Source organism: Pseudomonas sp. RA_15y_Pfl1_P11 (assembly GCF_963970975.1).
Lineage (GTDB): Bacteria > Pseudomonadota > Gammaproteobacteria > Pseudomonadales > Pseudomonadaceae > Aquipseudomonas > Aquipseudomonas tritici.
In genome coordinates this window covers 14,882-31,694 of record NZ_CAXAOY010000002.1, presented here as the reverse complement: position 1 = coordinate 31,694, position 16,813 = coordinate 14,882, and the positions used below count along the sequence as shown (strand labels likewise).

18 protein-coding genes are annotated in these 16,813 nt (G+C 61.5%); 6 read left to right on the top strand and 12 right to left on the bottom strand.

The genetic code is table 11. The features are described 5' to 3' along the window. Genes AACY44_RS02375 through cpaB form a run of 5 tightly spaced genes read right to left on the bottom strand, consistent with a single transcriptional unit; the run spans nt 1 to nt 5,529 of the window. Complete coding sequence (locus AACY44_RS02375; RefSeq protein ID WP_339427219.1) at nt 1–882, bottom strand: type II secretion system F family protein; 882 nt, start codon at nt 880–882, stop codon at nt 1–3. A 10-nt stretch (nt 883–892) separates the two neighbouring features. Next, nucleotides 893–2,164 (bottom strand): CpaF family protein, encoded by a 1,272-nt coding sequence (locus AACY44_RS02370; protein WP_339415783.1) that lies wholly within the window; start codon nt 2,162–2,164, stop codon nt 893–895. Next, nucleotides 2,161–3,354 (bottom strand): pilus assembly protein, encoded by a 1,194-nt coding sequence (locus tag AACY44_RS02365; RefSeq protein ID WP_339435833.1) that lies wholly within the window; start codon nt 3,352–3,354, stop codon nt 2,161–2,163. Before AACY44_RS02365 ends, AACY44_RS02370 begins: the two co-directional genes overlap by 4 nt. Continuing rightward, nucleotides 3,351–4,568 (bottom strand): type II and III secretion system protein family protein, encoded by a 1,218-nt coding sequence (locus AACY44_RS02360; RefSeq protein ID WP_339529744.1) that lies wholly within the window; start codon nt 4,566–4,568, stop codon nt 3,351–3,353. The genes AACY44_RS02365 and AACY44_RS02360 overlap by 4 nt, the downstream gene beginning before the upstream one ends. Nucleotides 4,569–4,587: 19 nt before the next feature. Continuing rightward, nucleotides 4,588–5,529 (bottom strand): Flp pilus assembly protein CpaB, encoded by a 942-nt coding sequence (gene cpaB, locus AACY44_RS02355; protein WP_339415786.1) that lies wholly within the window; start codon nt 5,527–5,529, stop codon nt 4,588–4,590. Nucleotides 5,530–5,859: 330 nt separating this feature from the next. Between cpaB and AACY44_RS02350 the strand changes: the two genes are divergently transcribed. Then, complete coding sequence (locus AACY44_RS02350; protein WP_339427218.1) at nt 5,860–6,051, top strand: Flp family type IVb pilin; 192 nt, start codon at nt 5,860–5,862, stop codon at nt 6,049–6,051. Between the two features lie 58 nt (nt 6,052–6,109). After that, nucleotides 6,110–6,511: a response regulator gene (locus AACY44_RS02345; protein ID WP_339415788.1), complete on the top strand. Its 402-nt coding sequence runs from the start codon at nt 6,110–6,112 to the stop codon at nt 6,509–6,511. 2 nt (nt 6,512–6,513) lie between these two features. Here the strand turns inward: AACY44_RS02345 and AACY44_RS02340 are convergent, their stop codons facing one another. The 3 genes from AACY44_RS02340 to AACY44_RS02330 form a co-directional block, all read right to left on the bottom strand. Further along, on the bottom strand, nt 6,514–6,645 hold the full coding sequence (locus tag AACY44_RS02340; RefSeq protein ID WP_339415789.1) for a hypothetical protein: 132 nt from the start codon (nt 6,643–6,645) through the stop codon (nt 6,514–6,516). 385 nt (nt 6,646–7,030) lie between these two features. Then, the gene (locus tag AACY44_RS02335; RefSeq protein WP_339529742.1) at nt 7,031–7,879 is read right to left on the bottom strand and encodes a MaoC family dehydratase; all 849 of its coding nucleotides are present in this window, start codon (nt 7,877–7,879) and stop codon (nt 7,031–7,033) included. A gap of 2 nt (nt 7,880–7,881) precedes the next feature. Then, a complete protein-coding gene (locus AACY44_RS02330) occupies nt 7,882–9,225 on the bottom strand; it encodes a 3-oxoacyl-ACP reductase (protein ID WP_339493283.1) in 1,344 nt (447 codons plus the stop codon). Nucleotides 9,226–9,339: 114 nt separating this feature from the next. Between AACY44_RS02330 and AACY44_RS02325 the strand changes: the two genes are divergently transcribed. Both AACY44_RS02325 and AACY44_RS02320 read left to right on the top strand, forming a co-directional pair. After that, nucleotides 9,340–10,617, top strand: coding sequence for an acetyl-CoA C-acetyltransferase (locus AACY44_RS02325; protein WP_339415792.1), 1,278 nt, complete (start codon nt 9,340–9,342; stop codon nt 10,615–10,617). Between the two features lie 134 nt (nt 10,618–10,751). Beyond that, complete coding sequence (locus tag AACY44_RS02320; RefSeq protein WP_339415794.1) at nt 10,752–11,651, top strand: PA4780 family RIO1-like protein kinase; 900 nt, start codon at nt 10,752–10,754, stop codon at nt 11,649–11,651. A gap of 154 nt (nt 11,652–11,805) precedes the next feature. On the opposite strand, the gene cueR is transcribed toward AACY44_RS02320, so the two are convergent. From cueR to AACY44_RS02305, 3 genes are all read right to left on the bottom strand, one after another. Beyond that, nucleotides 11,806–12,210: a Cu(I)-responsive transcriptional regulator gene (gene cueR / locus AACY44_RS02315; RefSeq protein ID WP_339415796.1), complete on the bottom strand. Its 405-nt coding sequence runs from the start codon at nt 12,208–12,210 to the stop codon at nt 11,806–11,808. Beyond that, entirely contained in the window at nt 12,207–14,408 is a 2,202-nt protein-coding gene (locus tag AACY44_RS02310; protein ID WP_339529741.1) for a heavy metal translocating P-type ATPase, read from the bottom strand. Before AACY44_RS02310 ends, cueR begins: the two co-directional genes overlap by 4 nt. Before the next feature lie 66 nt (nt 14,409–14,474). Continuing rightward, nucleotides 14,475–14,855, bottom strand: coding sequence for a hypothetical protein (locus AACY44_RS02305; RefSeq protein ID WP_339529739.1), 381 nt, complete (start codon nt 14,853–14,855; stop codon nt 14,475–14,477). 147 nt (nt 14,856–15,002) lie between these two features. Here AACY44_RS02305 and AACY44_RS02300 point away from each other — a divergent pair, with 147 nt between their 5' ends. Together AACY44_RS02300 and AACY44_RS02295 are read left to right on the top strand one after the other, a co-directional pair. Then, nucleotides 15,003–15,200: a heavy-metal-associated domain-containing protein gene (locus tag AACY44_RS02300; protein WP_339415801.1), complete on the top strand. Its 198-nt coding sequence runs from the start codon at nt 15,003–15,005 to the stop codon at nt 15,198–15,200. A gap of 85 nt (nt 15,201–15,285) precedes the next feature. Beyond that, nucleotides 15,286–16,479, top strand: coding sequence for a Bcr/CflA family multidrug efflux MFS transporter (locus tag AACY44_RS02295; RefSeq protein ID WP_339415803.1), 1,194 nt, complete (start codon nt 15,286–15,288; stop codon nt 16,477–16,479). A gap of 8 nt (nt 16,480–16,487) precedes the next feature. Here the strand turns inward: AACY44_RS02295 and AACY44_RS02290 are convergent, their stop codons facing one another. Beyond that, on the bottom strand, nt 16,488–16,670 hold the full coding sequence (locus tag AACY44_RS02290; protein ID WP_339415805.1) for a hypothetical protein: 183 nt from the start codon (nt 16,668–16,670) through the stop codon (nt 16,488–16,490). Between the last annotated feature and the right edge of the window lie 143 nt (nt 16,671–16,813).

Below are 16,813 nucleotides of genomic sequence, written 5' to 3'. Positions count from 1 at the left end.
TCAGACACTCCTCAGCATGCGCCACATGATAAAAGTGCCGCCGAGGTCCATGGCCAGCGCGGTGAACAGCATCATGCGCCCCGTGCTGTCGTTCCACATGGTCATCAAATAGCTGGGGTTGACCACCATGAAGTAACCCACGATCAACACGGGCAGGCCGCCCAGCACATAGGCCGTCATGCGCGTTTCGCCGGTCATGGCTTTGAGTTGACGTGCGCCCTGTTCTCGCTCGCGAATCATTTTGATCAGGTTTTCCAGCAGTTCGCTGGCGTTGCCGCCGTAGCGATGGTTGACCTTCAAGCCAAGGGCAAACAGGCGGAATTCGTCCTGTTCGTAGAACTCGGCGAAGTCGCTGACCGAATCCGGCAGGCTGACCCCCATGCGCACGTTGCGCTGCACGCGGCCCATCGCATCCTTGAGTGGGTTTTCAACGCTATCGACGCCGCCCAATATGGCATCGGCCAGGGTTCTGCCGGATTTGAGGCTGCGTACGCTGTGGTCGAGCAACTGCGGCAGTTGCTCGACCATACGCTGCACGCGACGTTGGTAGCGCCAGCTGATGTACATGCGCAAAACCAGCGGCGGTCCCACGATCATCGCGAACAGGCCCAGCCCGTCGGCGAGCAACCCGCCCAACAATGCGCCGATGACCCAGGCGCTCAGCCACAGGCCCAAACGGTCTGTAGGTTTGCCCAGCCCCGCGCGCAGGAACATGCGTTCAAGGCCGGTCCATCGGGTACTCGGCTCCTGGGCCTCGGGCTGGCCATCGCCGAGGCGCTCCAGCACGCGATCCGTCCGGGCCTTGCGCAGGCCATGTTGAAGCTGCCAGAACGACAAGCCGATCAGCAGCAGGCAGACAAGCAGCAACGCCGGTCCAGTCATCACGCGCTCCCTAGGGTGGCAAGGCCGATTCGCGGCGCAGTTTGTCGCCGGCCGGGTTGAGGGCTTCGCGCAAGAAACCAAAGCCGGTGCGCCGATCCAGGCGGAACAGGGTGTTGGTGACATACACGTCATCGCGCACGCCGACCACTTCCACCACCTCGCTCACGCAGCGACGGCCATCGGGCATGCGCGTCAGCTGGATGATCACGTCCAGCGCGGCGCAGATCATCTGCCGCAAGGTTTTTTCCGCGATCACGCGGCCGGTCAGGCCCACCAGGGTTTCCAGGCGCAGCAACGCATCCTGGGCATTGTTGGCGTGTACCGTGCTCATGGAACCGTCGTGACCGGTGTTCATCGCGGTCATTACGTCGAGCACTTCCACACCACGAATTTCCCCGAGAATGATGCGGTCCGGGCGCATCCGCAACGCGTTGCGGATCAGGTCGCTGGACCTGACCTCGCCGTGTCCCTCAGCGTTGGGCGGACGGGTTTCCAGGCGGACCACGTGCGGGTGGCCCAATTGCAGCTCGGCAACGTCTTCGATCGTTACCAGGCGCTCGTGGGGGTTGATCAACTGACTGAGGATATTCAGCAAAGTGGTCTTGCCGGTACCCGTACCGCCGCTGATCAGGATGTTGCAGCGCCTGCCCACGGCCTCCTGGAAGAACCCGAAAATGCTCTGGTCGATAGTCTGCATGGCGACCAGATCGCTGCTCTTGAGCATGTCTTTACGAAACTTTCGAATCGACAGGCACGGGCCGTCCAGGGCAATCGGCGGGATGATCGCGTTCACCCGGCTGCCGTCGGGCAAGCGTGCGTCCACCATCGGCGAGGACTCATCCAGGCGCCGGCCCAGCGGCGCAAGGATACGTTGCATCACGCGTTCCACGTGGTGGTCGTCGATGAAGCGCAAGTCACTCTGGTGCAGCAGGCCATCACGTTCGATAAACACCCGGTGCGGCCCGTTGACCAGGATTTCGGTGACCGATGGGTCGCGCAACAGCACTTCCAGTGGGCCGAAACCGGTGAGTTCGTCGACTATCTCTTCGGCCAGGCGCTCTATCTCATAGCGCGAAATCGCCAGGCGCATGCGCGTGATGTATTCCGAAACCTTGTCGATGACAAATTGCGCCAGCGACTGGCGCGTGCCTTCGAGCAGGTTTTTGCCCGACTCCTCGATGGCGTCGATGATGTAGCGATGCAGCACCAGTTTCAGCCCATCGTGATCGCTGTTGCCGCTGACGCTGCGGGCCGGGCCGCCAAACAGTTTTTCGCCGCTCATCGTCCCGACCCCAGGATGCGTTCAAACCAGCGCATTGAGGGCTTTGCAAGGCCCTCGGAGCGTTTTGCCAGGCGCTCGCCCAAGGTGCGTACGGCTTGGGTCAGGGGTTCACGTGGGGCCAGGGCGAACAGGGTCTGGCCTTGGTTTTTCACGTTCAGGCGCAGCTCAGCGCTCAGGGGCAGCACGGCGACGCATTCAAGGCCGTAGCTTTTTTCCAGGGCGTCGGTGTCCGGCGCACAGGCCTTGATGTAGCGGTCGATCACCAGCTTGGCGTGATCAAGCTTCATGCCTTTTTCGCGCCAGCGGCTTATCACCGCGAGGTTGCGGCGACAGTCCAGTACGCTCTGGTCGGTGCACCACAGCAGCTTGTCGCAATGGCTGACAAAGGTGCGCAGCGCTTCACTGTCTGGCTGCCCGGTGATGTTCACGACGATGTGCTGGAAGTGTTGGCGCAGAGCGCTGAGCAACATGTACAGCTCGGCGGCGCTGGTCAGTTTGAGTGGCTCGTCACCGGTGGCGTACGCCAGGATGCGCAGGCCATCCAGGGCGGTGGTAAACGCACTGTTGATCAACGTGGTATCAAGGCGGCGTAAATGCCGCAACGCATCACCGAAATTGAACGTGCTCTCCAGGCCCAGCAAGGCCAGGCTGTCGCTGCGTGGCAGGCCCAGGTCGAGCAGTAAGGTCTGCTGCCCGCTTTTCTGCACGACCAAGGCCAGGTGGGTTGCCAGTATTGCGCCGTCAGCGTTGCTCTGAGTGCCAAACAGTACGGTCAGCCCACCCAGCTGTGCATTGTGGGCGACGGCTGGCAGGCGCTTGCTCAGGCGACGCACCAGCCCCGCCACTTCGCTGGAACGCGAGCCGTAGGCTATGAAGTCGCGGGCACCGGCGCGCATGGCGTTGAGTACCAGTTGGTTGTCCATGCCATCGCCGAGGGCGACCACGGCGAGCATCGGCTTGGCTTCCAGGGCACCTTCGATGAGCGCGCTCTGGGCCACGACGTTTTCTCGGTCGAGGCCGACGAACACCAGATTTGCGGACGTCACGTCCACCAGCGCCAGCAGTTCGTCCAGGCTGCCGGTGCCGGCACTGACGACTTGGCCAAGGGGCGCAAGGGCACCCTGCAGCCACTCCAGGTCGGTGGTGTTGCGCGTGATGGCGAGGAAGGTCTGGTTCAGGCTATCGCTCATTGGGAAAGTCCACTGCGACGGTCGAAATTACCGTTTTCCAGGAAGAACAGCCGGTACCAGTTCGGGTCGTAGCTGCGCAATTTTTCACCAGGCAGCGACGGCAGTTGGGCGTTGGCGGCCAACGGCTGCACCAGGTGCGGCGTGACGATCATCAGCAGTTCTTTTTCTTCGCGGCTGATGTTTGAGTCGCGGAAAAATGCCCCGAGGATCGGGATATCGCCCAGCCCGGGGAACTTGCTGACGGTGGAGCGATTATTGGTACTGATCAGGCCGCTGATCACGAAACTTTCGCCATCGGCCAGGGACACGCTGGTGTCGGTTCGGCGCACCGTCAGGGCAGGCACCTGGATGCCTTGGATCTGCACAGCGTTGCTGTAGTCCAGCTCACTGACTTCCGGCGCGACCTTGAGGGTGATGCGGTTACGGTCAATGACGGTGGGGGTCAGGGTCAGGCGAATGCCGAACTCCTTGTATTCGATGGAGATGGTGTCGCTGCCGGCGCTGGGCACCGGGACCGGCACCTCGCCGCCGGCCAGGAAGGAGGCGCTCTGACCGCTCATGGCCATCAGGCTCGGGCGCGCCAAGGTGTAAGCGAAACCGCTGCGTTCGAGGGCGTTGATCATCGCCGAGACCCGGCCACCGCCAAAGCCAATATTGAAGTTGGTGCTGCTGATCGCCAGGGCCTGGGTGGTGGTGGTCGGAAACAGCAAGTTAGGGCTGCCGAAGAACGCATTCTTGGCGGTGCCGAGGATGGTCGTACTGGCTTCCTTGAGCTTGGAGCGGCTGACTTCCACAAAGCGGATATCGGTCTGCACCTGGCTGGGCAGCAGTGGGTCTTCCGATGGCGACAGCGACAGGCTGGTCAGCGCCGAGGTGGCCTTGCCCTTGACGAACACCATGCTCTGGCGCGGCGCGCTGGCACAGGCGGTCCACACCATCAGGCTGGTGGCGCCACTGGTGACGCCGGTCAGCAGGAAGTTACGGTCGCCGTTGACGCGCACATCGGCAATTTTCGGGTCGCCGATTGCCAGGCGCGTGATCGCCACCGGCGACTGCAGCTCTTGTTGCAGGCCTTCTCCCACCTCGACCACGGCCGGCAGTTGGCCCAGGGTGCTGCAGTTGCCCGGCGCCGCCAAGGCCATGCCGACCGGAAAGATCGACAGCATCAAGGCCCAAGCCATTTGCGTGAACATGGGTGCGTAGCGATGGCTCATTCAAGGCATCCTTGCTCTATCACGGAGTTTGTGGCGCCGCTTGGGCACCGCGAATCACTTCAATGCCACGGCGCACGCTAGGCTCACCACCGGCCGGCGCGATTCTTTTTGGCGGGCCGGTCAGGGCTAATTGGGTGAATTGGTAAAGGTCGCGGTTGGCGCTTTCGAGTTTTTCCGGCGCGTCGTTTTCGCCGGCCCAGTAGCGGCTGAGCAGTTGCTCCTCGGCGCTGCGTACGGCCAGGCGCAAGGTGCCGGCTTGCGCCGCGAGCATCAGGCGGCTTAATAAAGGCTCCGGCACGGCCAGCACCACGGTGCGTGCGGCGGCGCGGCGTTGGGCGGCTTGGGCGCGCTCTTCGACCGTGGCCGGCGGTGGCACTGCGGGCTGGCCATCGTTGGCCAAACCCAACTGGTCGCCGACACTGAGTAGGCGCATCGCCGGAAGTGCGACCTGGGCCGATTGCTCGGTGTTGCTGGCATCCTGGCGCAGGAACAGCAACACATCCACGTAATCCCCGGGGGTCAACTGGCCGCCCGCGCCGATCACCTCATCCACCGCGACGGCCAGCGCGCGTTCGTTGGGACGAATCATGCGCGCCAGCGGGCCACCGCCGCTGAAGCTGTCCTCGGTGAGCCAGATGCCTGCGCCCAGGGCGCGCAGCGGCATGCGGCCGATGGCCTGGTCGAGCTGGGTGAGGCTGCCGGCGGGCACTGTACGCAGTTTTTCCACCGCCAGGTCGGCGGCGGTCAGCGGAATAAAGGCGGGCACGTCATGCACCAGGACCACTACCGGTTGGCGGGTCTGGTCTTCAGCGGCGGCGGCGGTGTTTTCCACGGAAACGACAGGTGCGGTGGGGACTGCGACAGGATCCGGTGCGCGGCTCAAAACAAGCCCCCAGTACCCGGCGAACAATGCCCCGATCAGCAACAAGCCGGCCAGGACCATGCTGATGCGACTGTTCATGACGGCTCTCCCTTCCCGTTGCACTGCATGCCCGTCTAATCCAAACGAGTTAATCCGCAACCTGGCTGTGATGAACATCTAACGAATTGGCTATTTGAAGGTAGCTCAGCTAGGACAAAAAGCCATTAACCCAGGAAAAATTTATCGGTCCTTTGAACCTTGCCTTTTAAACCCTACGTTCATGGCGCCAACGTTGCGACTAATACTTTGTGATTAATCCGTTCTTACAGTTGTGAGTCTGAGGTTTGTTGACAATGCTTTAGTGGCACGCCGCGATCATCTGGTAATAGAGCCCTTCCGGCTTTCAGTGGCGTTTTAGGGAGAAGTATTATGTTCCTTGACTTGGTGTTGAAACTTTATGTCCAGACGCACTTGTTTTTTCAACGCAAAGACGGCGCGTCGGGTATTGAATACGCGATTATCGTGGCCATGGTTGCACTGGTGATCGTCGGTGCAGGTACAGGACTTGGAACTAAGATCAAGTCCATCTTTGATAGCGTCGCGACTAAAATGACGACTTGATAGCCTGCTGAAAAATGTGGGGAACCCTCATTAAAGTTCTTTCTATCCAGGTACAGCCATGAGCGCCGCCTCTTCTTCCCGCCAACAAATTCTTTTGGTAGATGATGAAGAGGACGCCCTGATCGAACTCGCCGAGTCCCTCGAAAACGAGGGGTTTGTCTGTTTAACCGCCAACTCCGTCACCTTCGCCCTGCAAGAATTGACACTCCATCCCGACATCGCCCTGGTCATCACCGACCTGCGTATGCCCGAGGAAAGTGGCATTTCCTTGATCAAGCGCCTGCGCGAACACACCTCACGTTCTCATCTGCCCGTGATTGTGATGTCGGGCCACGCCGAAATGGATGATGTGAGCGACATGCTGCGGCTGCACGTGCTGGACCTGTTCCGCAAGCCGATCTACCTGGTGCGGCTGATCGACACGTTGAACAACTTGTTTCCCCTTCCCAATGCTCACTAAAGTCAGAGCTGATAGCCGAAGCTTAACGAGTAGCGCGGCCGCCGATCGAAGCTGTCCAGCGCTACGTCGGACATCGGCTTGGCGACTTCCAGCGCGATGTTGTAGCACTTGGCGCTGCCAAAGCGCAGCCCCACCGCTGCAGCCGCCGAGTGCCAGTGCCAGTGCTACTGCCAGGGCCAGCGCGGTACTTGCTTTCCAAAACACGATTTGAGTGTTCATGATTGAGTTCCTTGCACCTGTACAACCTTAGTTGTCTTCAAACGCTCGCTATGTCTTGGGACAGCGATGCGTTTGTCCGTGTGGCTATAACAGCCCCGGCGGTGCTCTCTCTCAATTATCTACTGGGTATTAATGATTTATATACCGCAGCAATGTACCGGTTAAGCGACTAATGCCAAGGGTGTAGAGGGAGGGTGTATAAAGATATATATGTTTTTGAAATCAATGAGTTGAATAAAAAAGCGGACTTGAAAAGCCCGCTAATACTTAAGGTGTGTATATACAATTAATCAGTGTGTTTCAGGTGATCGGTCGCCATTTACCTACCATGTGTTCAATGTCGCCAGCGCCTTTCAACCACCACTCACCGCTGGAACCGGCGGCGCTGGCTAATAACGTCACATCACCGGGCAGGCGCACGGGTTTCTTGAACTCGACGTCTATCTCGATATTGGCGGCGGGCAGGTGTTCGCTGAGGGCGGCGAGGGTGCGCGCCTTGTTCCATAACCCATGAGCGATGGCCTGGGGGAAGCCAAACAGCTTGGCGGTCAGGGCGCTGAGGTGAATCGGGTTGTAGTCGCCGGAGACCCGCGCATAACGGCGGCCGATGTCGGCAGGGGCTTTCCAGCGGGTCAGTTCATTGACCTGGGTCGGGCAAGGCTCGGCGTGTTCCTCTGCGTGACCTTCCAGTTTCACGCCTCGGCACAGCATGCGGCTCTCAGCTTCCCAGAGCAGGCCGAGGGAGTCCTCGACGCTGGTCACTAATTCAAAGGTCGCGCCTTTGGGATGGGGCTTGAGGTTCTGGGTGTGCACGCTGATGGACAGCTCGCTGACGCCGCCGAGAGGACGGTGAATGCGGATGCGATTATTCAGGTGAATCAACCCCAGCAGTGGGAAGGGAAAGTTGCTGTCCGTCAGCAACTGCATCTGCAAACCAAACGCCAGGATATGCGGATAAGTCGCCGGCAGAATCGGGCTGTCGGTAAAACCACAGACTTTGCGATACGCCTCCACATGGTTAGGGTCGATGCTCACCCGACAGCGCAACCCCTGTTCGGGCAGGGTGCTACCGGTAATCTTGCGCTTGAGCGCTGCGCGCCAATACAGCGGCGGCAGAAACGGTGTAGCGCCTAATGTCTTCCATTGCATGCCTATGCTCCCAGGAGACTTTGCCCACACACCCGCAGCGCTTGCCCGCTGACCGCACCGGAACCCGGTTGGCCAAGCCAGGCCACCGCTTCGGCGACGTCTTGCGGCAAGCCACCCTGGCCCAGCGAACTCATGCGCCGCCCGGCCTCACGCAGCGCGAACGGAATATGCGCCGTCATCTGGGTTTCGATAAAACCGGGGGCCACGGCATTAATGGTGATGCCGCGTTCCTTGAGCAGTGGCGCCCAGGCTTGCGCGAGGCCGATCAACCCGGCCTTGCTCGCGGCATAGTTGGTTTGCCCACGGTTACCGGCGATGCCGCTGATCGATGCCAGCAGCACCACGCGGGCGTTGTCGTGCAGGGTGCCGCTGTCGAGCAGAGCCTTGGTCAATACTTGCGGTGCGTTAAGGTTGACTGCCAGCACCGCGTCCCAGTATTCCGGGGTCATATTCGCCAGGGTTTTATCGCGGGTGATACCGGCGTTGTGCACCAGAATGTCGAGGCCATCGGGCAGTTGTTCGATCAATTGGCTGGCGGCGCCTTCGGCGCAGATATCCAGCACCACGGTGCGGGCGCCCAGGCGCGCGGCCAGGGCTTCTAGGTCGGCCTTGGCCTGCGGCACGTCGAGCAGGATGACCTCGGCGCCGTCGCGGGCCAGGGTTTCAGCGATGGACGCGCCAATGCCTCGGGCGGCGCCGGTGACCAGCGCTTTGCGCCCGGCCAGTGGTCGCGTCCAATCCTCAACGGGTGTGGCGCAGGCTTGCAGGCGAATCACCTGGCCGGAGATATACGCACTTTTCGGCGAGAGGAAAAAGCGCAGCGCGCCTTCCAGTTGGTCTTCGGCACCCTCGCCGACGTAGAGCAATTGCAACACGCCGCCATTGCGCAACTCTTTGGCCAACGAGCGGCTGAAACCTTCCAGGGCACGCTGGGCGCTGGCGGCGAAAGGATCGCGGAGGCTCTCCGGCGCGCGGCCGAGGATCACCACGTGGGCGCTGTTATCCAGGTTTTTCAGCAACGGCTGGAAGAACTCGCGCAGTTGCTTGAGGGTGTCGGTGTGCTGCAGATCGCTGGCATCGAATACCACGGCCTTGAGTTTGGGGCCATGGCCGGGAATCCACGTCGAGGTCTCGCTGCCGTAGGTGTAGATAGCGTCGGTGAGTTTGTGCGCAAACGCCTGCACGTTGGTTGCCAGTGCTCCACCGCCCAGCAGCAACGCGCCTTCGACCGGACGCAGGCGCCCGGCTTGCCAGCGTTCCAGGCGTACCGGTGACGGCAGGCCAATGGCGGCGACCAGGCGATGGCCGAGGCTTGAGTTGGCGAAGTCGATATAACGGTCAGACATGGAACGCTCTCCGAAGGCTGGGGTTCAAAGGGTTGACCACCCCGGGGTGGCAGTCGTTCGATTGAGCCTAGGCTAGGCTTGATGATTCCACCCACAACCATCAGGGAGCTTTCCATGACTCAATTGCGCCGTGTAGCGATCATTGGCGGTAACCGCATTCCTTTCGCTCGCTCCAATGGCCCGTATGCCACCGCGAGCAACCAGGCGATGCTGACGGCTGCGCTGGAAGGCCTGATCGAACGCTACAACCTGCACGGCCTGCGCATGGGCGAAGTGGCGGCGGGCGCGGTGCTCAAGCATTCGCGCGACTTCAACCTCACCCGCGAATGTGTGCTGGGCTCGCGCTTGTCGCCGCAGACACCGGCCTATGACATTCAACAGGCCTGCGGCACCGGGCTGGAAGCCGCATTACTGGTGGCCAACAAGATTGCCCTGGGCCAGATCGAATGCGCGATTGCCGGCGGGGTGGACACCACTTCCGATGCGCCCATCGGTGTAAATGAGGGCCTGCGCAAGATTCTGCTGCAAGCCAACCGCAGCAAATCCATGGCGGATAAATTAAAAGTCCTGTTACAACTTCGTCCCCATCACCTCAAGCCCGAACTGCCACGTAATGGCGAGCCGCGCACAGGCCTGTCCATGGGCCAACATTGCGAATTGATGGCGCAGACGTGGCAGATTCCCCGCGCCGAACAGGACCAGTTGGCCCTGGAAAGCCACCAGAAAATGGCGGCCGCCTACGCTGAAGGCTGGCACAACGATCTACTCACACCGTTCCTGGGCCTGACCCGCGACAACAACCTGCGCCCCGACCTGACCCTGGAAAAACTCGCCGCGCTTAAACCCGCCTTCGAACGCAGCGAAAAGGGCACGCTGACTGCCGGCAACTCCACGCCCCTCACGGACGGCGCGTCGCTGGTGCTGCTGGGCAGTGAAGCCTGGGCCCAAGAGCGCGGTTTGCCGATCCTGGCGTATCTGCGCGATGGTGAAGCGGCGGCGGTGGATTTCGTCAACGGCGCCGAAGGCCTGCTGATGGCGCCGGTATATGCCGTGCCGCGGCTGCTGGCGAGGAATGGCCTGACGCTGCAAGACTTCGATTACTACGAGATCCACGAAGCCTTCGCTGCCCAGGTTTTGTGCACACTCAAGGCCTGGGAAGATGCGGACTATTGCAAGACGCGCCTTGGGCTTGACGCGCCGTTGGGGTCCATCGACCGCAGCCGGCTTAATGTAAAAGGCAGTTCCCTGGCCGCCGGACATCCGTTTGCCGCCACAGGTGGGCGTATCGTCGCCAATCTGGCCAAGTTGCTCGACGCAGCAGGTAAGGGGCGTGGCCTGATTTCGATCTGTGCCGCCGGCGGTCAAGGCGTGACGGCGATCATCGAGCGTTGATTGCGCCGCAAATTGGCATATAGGATGCATTCTGAAGGGGTCAGAGGTCGGTAGCCTCTCCCACCGGCGAGCCGATTGCCGTATAACGAGTGCCACACGCGTGTTTGGTAATACAGGACCCACAATAAAAGCTGATGAAGACTCCTAAACGCATTGAACCCCTGATCGAAGACGGTCTGGTCGACGAAGTGCTGCGCCCACTCATGAGTGGTAAAGAAGCAGCTGTTTATGTGGTGCGCTGCGGCAACGAATTGCGTTGCGCCAAGGTTTACAAGGAGGCGAACAAACGAAGTTTTCGTCAAGCGTCCGAATACCAGGAAGGCCGTAAGGTCCGTAACAGCCGCCAGGCCCGGGCCATGGCCAAGGGCTCCAAGTTCGGCAAGAAAGAAACCGAAGATGCCTGGCAGAATGCCGAAGTGGCGGCGTTGTTCCGCTTGGCCGGCGCGGGCGTTCGCGTGCCCAAGCCTTACGACTTCCTGGAAGGCGTGCTGTTGATGGAACTGGTGGCCGACGAGTATGGCGACGCCGCGCCACGTCTCAACGACGTCACGCTGGATCCGGACCAGGCGCGCGAATACCACGCCTTCCTGATCTCGCAGATCGTGCTGATGTTGTGTACCGGCCTGGTGCACGGTGACTTGTCCGAGTTCAACGTACTGCTGACGCCAACCGGCCCGGTGATCATCGACCTGCCCCAGGCGGTGGATGCGGCGGGCAACAACCACGCGTTCAGCATGCTGGAGCGGGACGTGGGCAACATGGCGTCCTACTTCGGTCGCTATGCCCCGGAGTTGAAGACGACCAAGTACGCCAAGGAAATGTGGGCGCTGTACGAAGCCGGCACCTTGCACCCGGCCAGCACCTTGACTGGCGAGTTCGACGAGCCGGAAGAGTTGGCGGACGTGGGCGGCGTGATCCGCGAAATCGAAGCGGCGCGGCTGGATGATGAACGTCGTCAGGCGATTCGCGCGGCGGATGATGAGCCGCAGAGCAAAGTGTCGGACGAGCCACCGCCGCCGCCGTGGATGCAGTAGTCAGAGCAACTGCGATCCAATGTGGGGCTTGTGTGGGAGCTGGCTTGCCTGCGATAGCATCAACTCGGTGTGACTGACATACCGAGGTGTCTGCATCGCGGGCAAGCCCGGCTCCCACACAAGCCCACATTCGGTTTGTGTTCCGTCAGATGAATCAGCCGGCGCAGCAACTACCCGACGCCAACTCCTTGAGTATCGGACAATCCGGCCGATGATCGCCCTGGCAGTGCTCCACCAGATCCTGCAACGTATCGCGCAGTTGCCCCAACTCCAGAATTTTCTGGTTCAGCGCTTCGATATGTTGGCGCGCCAGCGCCTTCACGTCGGCGCTGGCGCGTTGCCGGTCCTGCCACAGGGTCAGCAACTTGCCGACCTCCTCCAATGAAAACCCCAAATCCCGCGAACGCTTGATAAACGCCAGGGTGTGCAAGTCATCCTGGCCGTACACACGATAGCCACTGTCGGTGCGGTGGGCGGCTTTGAGCAGGCCGATGGATTCGTAATAGCGAATCATCTTGGCGCTGAGCCCGGTCTGGCGTGCGGCTTGGCCTATGTTCATGGGCGTTGATCCTCCAAGTGCTCCGGTTTCCAAGTCTTCAACAGCAAGGCATTACTCACCACACTGACGCTCGACAGGGCCATCGCCGCGCCGGCCAGTACCGGGTTGAGCAGGCCGAACGCTGCCAGAGGAATGCCAATCAAGTTATACACAAAGGCCCAGAACAGGTTCTGGCGGATTTTTGCGTAGGTCTTGCGGCTGATCTCCAGCGCGGCCGGCACCAGGCGCGGATCGCCGCGCATCAGGGTGATACCGGCCGCGTGCATGGCCACGTCGGTACCACCGCCCATGGCGATGCCGATATCGGCGGCGGCGAGGGCCGGGGCGTCGTTGATGCCGTCGCCGACCATCGCGACGACGTCGGTTTTCTTCAGTTCGGCGACGGCGGCGGCTTTGTAGGCGGGCAGCACTTCGGCATGCACATCATCGATGCCCAGAGCCTCGGCGACCACGCGGGCGCTGCCGCGATTGTCACCGGTGAGCAAATGACTGCTGATGTGCTGGGCCTTGAGTTGCTGCACAGCCTCCAGCGCACCGGGCTTGAGGGTATCGCCAAACGCGAACAGCCCCAGCACACGCGGTTGCGCACCTTGCTCTATCAACCAGGACAAGGTACGCCCCTCGGCTTCCCACGCCTTGGCGGAGTCGGCAAGGTCGCCCATGCGCAAGCCGCTTTCTTCCAGCAGCCGACGATTGCCCAAGGCCAGCGGTTGCCCCTCAAGAGTGCCGGCGATACCGCGCCCGGTCAGGGATTGGCTGGCGCTCACGTCGGCCACGTTCAAGCCTTGTTCATGGCACGCATCCAGCACGGCCTTGGCCAACGGGTGTTCGCTGCCGCGTTGCAACGCGCCGGCTTGTTGCAGCAGCAGCGTTCCATTGCCATCCACTGCCGCCAAGTGGGCGATTTTCGGCGTGCCGGAGGTGAGGGTGCCGGTCTTGTCAAAGACCACGGCGCTGACTTCATGGGCGCGTTCCAGGGCTTCGGCGTCCTTGATCAGGATGCCGTGGCGTGCAGCGACGCCTGTACCGGCCATGATCGCGGTGGGAGTGGCCAGGCCCAGGGCGCACGGGCAGGCGATCACCAGCACCGCTACGGCATTGATGATCGCGGTCTCCAGGGACGCGCCATACAGCCACCAGCCGACCAAGGTGACAGAGGCCAACACCAGCACGGCAGGGACGAACACCTGGCTGACTTTATCCACCAGTTTCTGGATCGGGGCCTTGGCGGCTTGTGCGTCTTCCACCAGGCGGATGATCCGCGCCAGCACGCTTTCGGCGCCGAGCGCCAGCGTGCGCACCAACAGGCGGCCTTCACCGTTGATGGCGCCGCCGGTGACGTTGTCGCCGGGCTGCTTGGGCACCGGCAGGCTTTCGCCGCTGATCAAGGCTTCATCGGCATGGCTTTGACCGTCCACCACTTCGCCATCCACCGGGAAGCGTTCGCCGGGTTTGACCAGCACCAGGTCATTGAGCTTCAACGCGGTGATGGCGACGTCTTCTTCGCGACCGTCGAGCACCCGAATCGCCCGTTCGGGACGCAGGGCTTCCAGGGCGCGGATGGCGCTGGCGGTCTGGCGTTTGGCGCGGCTCTCCAGGTATTTACCCAGCAGCACCAGCGCGATCACCACCGCCGAAGCTTCGAAGTACAGGTGCGGCGTCATGCCTGGGTGAGCCGTGAGCCATTCATAAATGCTCAGGCCGTAACCGGCGCTGGTGCCGATGGCCACCAGCAGGTCCATATTGCCAGCGCCGGCCCGCGCGGCTTTCCAGGCAGCGATGTAGAAGCGTGCGCCAAAGATGAATTGCACCGGTGTGGCGAGCGCGAACTGTCCCCAGGCGGGCAGCATCCAGTGCAGGCCGAAAGGTTCCACCAGCATGGGCAGCACCAACGGCAGTGCCAGCAGGATCGCCAGCAGCAACGCCCAACGCTCGCGATGCAGGCGCTGGGCTTGATTGGCTTCGGTGGCCGTTTCGCTTTGGGGCAGGGTGGCGCTGTAGCCGGCCTTGTCGACGGCGGCGATCAGCACGCTGGCGTCCATTTGGCCAAGCACTTCAACATGGGCACGTTCGTTGGCCAGGTTGACGCTGACGCTTTGCACCCCCGGCACTTTGCCCAGCGCGCGCTCGACCCGGCCGGCACAGCTGGCGCAGGTCATGCCGCTGATGGGCAGGTCAAAGGTGGTGGATCCATTCATGGGGCAGTCCTCCAGGAGAAGTTGCCCTTAGGATCAACCTTGACCTGTGGGGAAGGTCAAGCGCCGTTAATATTCCAGTGCGGCAGATTTGAGGTACATGCCGTCCGCGCCTTGGGCGATACGCAATTTGCGCACGTCACCGGCCTTGAGCGTGATGTTTTGCGCGGGTGGCGCGAGCAGGCCCGGCAGGCACCCTGGGGATTGGCCCGGTAGCAGTTTCAAGCGCAACGACAGGTTGCCCGCCGGCAGGTTGAACGACGTGGCTTGCTCCTGGAACAACCGGCCCGCCAGTTGATCATTCAGGTACAGGCCGATCTCGCAGTTGGTCGGCACTTCCAGGCGCTCCCGGGAAATAATCAGCACCGCATAGTCTTCCGCGGCAACGGCCTGGGGCGCAGCGGCAGACAAGCTCATCAGGCCGGCAAGGGCAAAAAAAGACCAGCGCATGGCGAATGCTCCGTGGTTTGAATCGAAGAGGGGTGAAGCTTGGCCTTTGAAGCCGCCAAATACCAGCCCGGCAGAAGTTTTCAGAACTTGACCTTGCCATCGTGGCAAGGTCGAGACTGGGCCCAACCTCATCAAAGGAGTCATGTCATGCAAGTATTCAGCGTTGAAGGAATGACCTGCGGCCATTGCGTTCGGGCGGTGACCCAGGCGGTGCATAGCCAGGACCCGGCGGCCAGCGTAAAGGTCGACCTGGCGGCAAAGGAGGTCGGCGTCGAAAGCCGCCTGTGCGCAGAGCAAGTGATCAGCCTGATCACGGAAGAGGGCTACAGCGCCAAGCTTGCCTGACGGGTAAAAATAGTTAGCGAGCTATCGTGTTCAATGCACCCAAGCGCGGCTAGACTATCGGGCTGCCGTCTGACTTGGGTGCCCGATGAACCTTCGCATAATCCTGATTCTGGGTGCCTTGAGCGCCTTCGCGCCGTTGGCGATCGATTTTTACCTGCCGGGTTTCCCGGCGATGGCCCAGGCCTTTGCGACGGATGAAAAACACATCCAGCTGACTCTGGCGGTGTATTTCGCTGGCCTGGCCATCGGCCAATTGATCTATGGCCCACTCGCGGACCGCTTTGGTCGACGCGGCCCGCTGCTCAGTGGTGTCACCCTGTTTACGCTGGCCTCCTTTGCCTGCGCTTTCGCGCCGTCCTTGGAATGGCTGATCGGCGCGCGTTTCGTGCAGGCCCTCGGTGGCTGCGCCGGCATGGTGATTTCCCGCGCGGTGGTCAGCGATAAATGCGATGCGGTGGGCTCGGCCAAAGTGTTTTCTCAATTGATGCTGGTCACCGGCCTGGCGCCGATCCTCGCGCCACTGGCTGGCGGGCTGATGGTGGGATTGTGGGGCTGGCAGTCGATTTTCCTGGCGCTGTCGATATTCAGCGTGATGGCGGCAATCGCTGTGGCGATCGGGCTGCCGGAAACCTTTCCGGCCCATCAGCCGCGCCAGCCGTTGTCCGGGTCGTTACGTCGCTACGGTTCGCTGTTGTCCGATCGGGTTTACCTGGGTTACGCGCTCACCGGCGGTATTTCGATTGCCGGGATGTTTGCCTACATTGCCGGTTCACCGTTCGTGTTTATCCAACTCTACGGCGTGCCTGCCGAGCATTACGGCTGGCTGTTTGGCTCCAATGCCGCAGGCTTTATCCTGGTGGCACAGGTGAATGCGCGGTTGCTGGCCAAACGTGGCCCGTCCTACCTGCTGTCGCGCAGTGTGTGGGTCTACCTGTTGGCGGCGCTGACGCTGCTCGGCATCGCGGCCTTACGCACCGATGCGCTGTGGCCATTGCTGGTGCCGCTGTTTATCTGCATCGCGAGCCTGGGCTGCATTTTGCCCAATACCTCGGCGTGCGCCATGAGCGGGCAGGGTGCACGCGCCGGTAGCGCGTCGGCGCTGCTCGGTTGCATTCAGTTTGGCGTGGCGGCGGGCGCTGCCTCATTAGTGGGTGTGCTGCACGACGGCACGGCGATGCCGATGGCCATCGTCATCAGCGTGTGCGGTGTATTGGCGGTAACGATTGCGATGTCGACCCAGCGCCTGCAACGGGCGAGGGCCGAGCAGGCGCAGGGCTGAAGCGCGGATCAGCCAGCGGCGGAGCGTTGCTGGCCGTTCGGAAAGCGGTGGGGGGCCTGGATACGGGTTTGCAGGGTGTCGGCAAACGCACGGGCTTCGGCCTCGGTGCGGAAGGTGAACGCGTCGCCGTCGAGACGAACCTGCCATTTATTGCCTGCGGATTTTGCTAACGCTTTTATCAGGATCTTCATTGCTGACTTCCTCACGTAAAAGAATCGTGGCAAAGGCGGCCAATATAAACCCGAATACGTTCACAAATATGACAAAGATCAACTCTCAGACTAGCGGTGTCGTCCATTACTCACAGGAGTAACGGACAACACTGACAGACGTT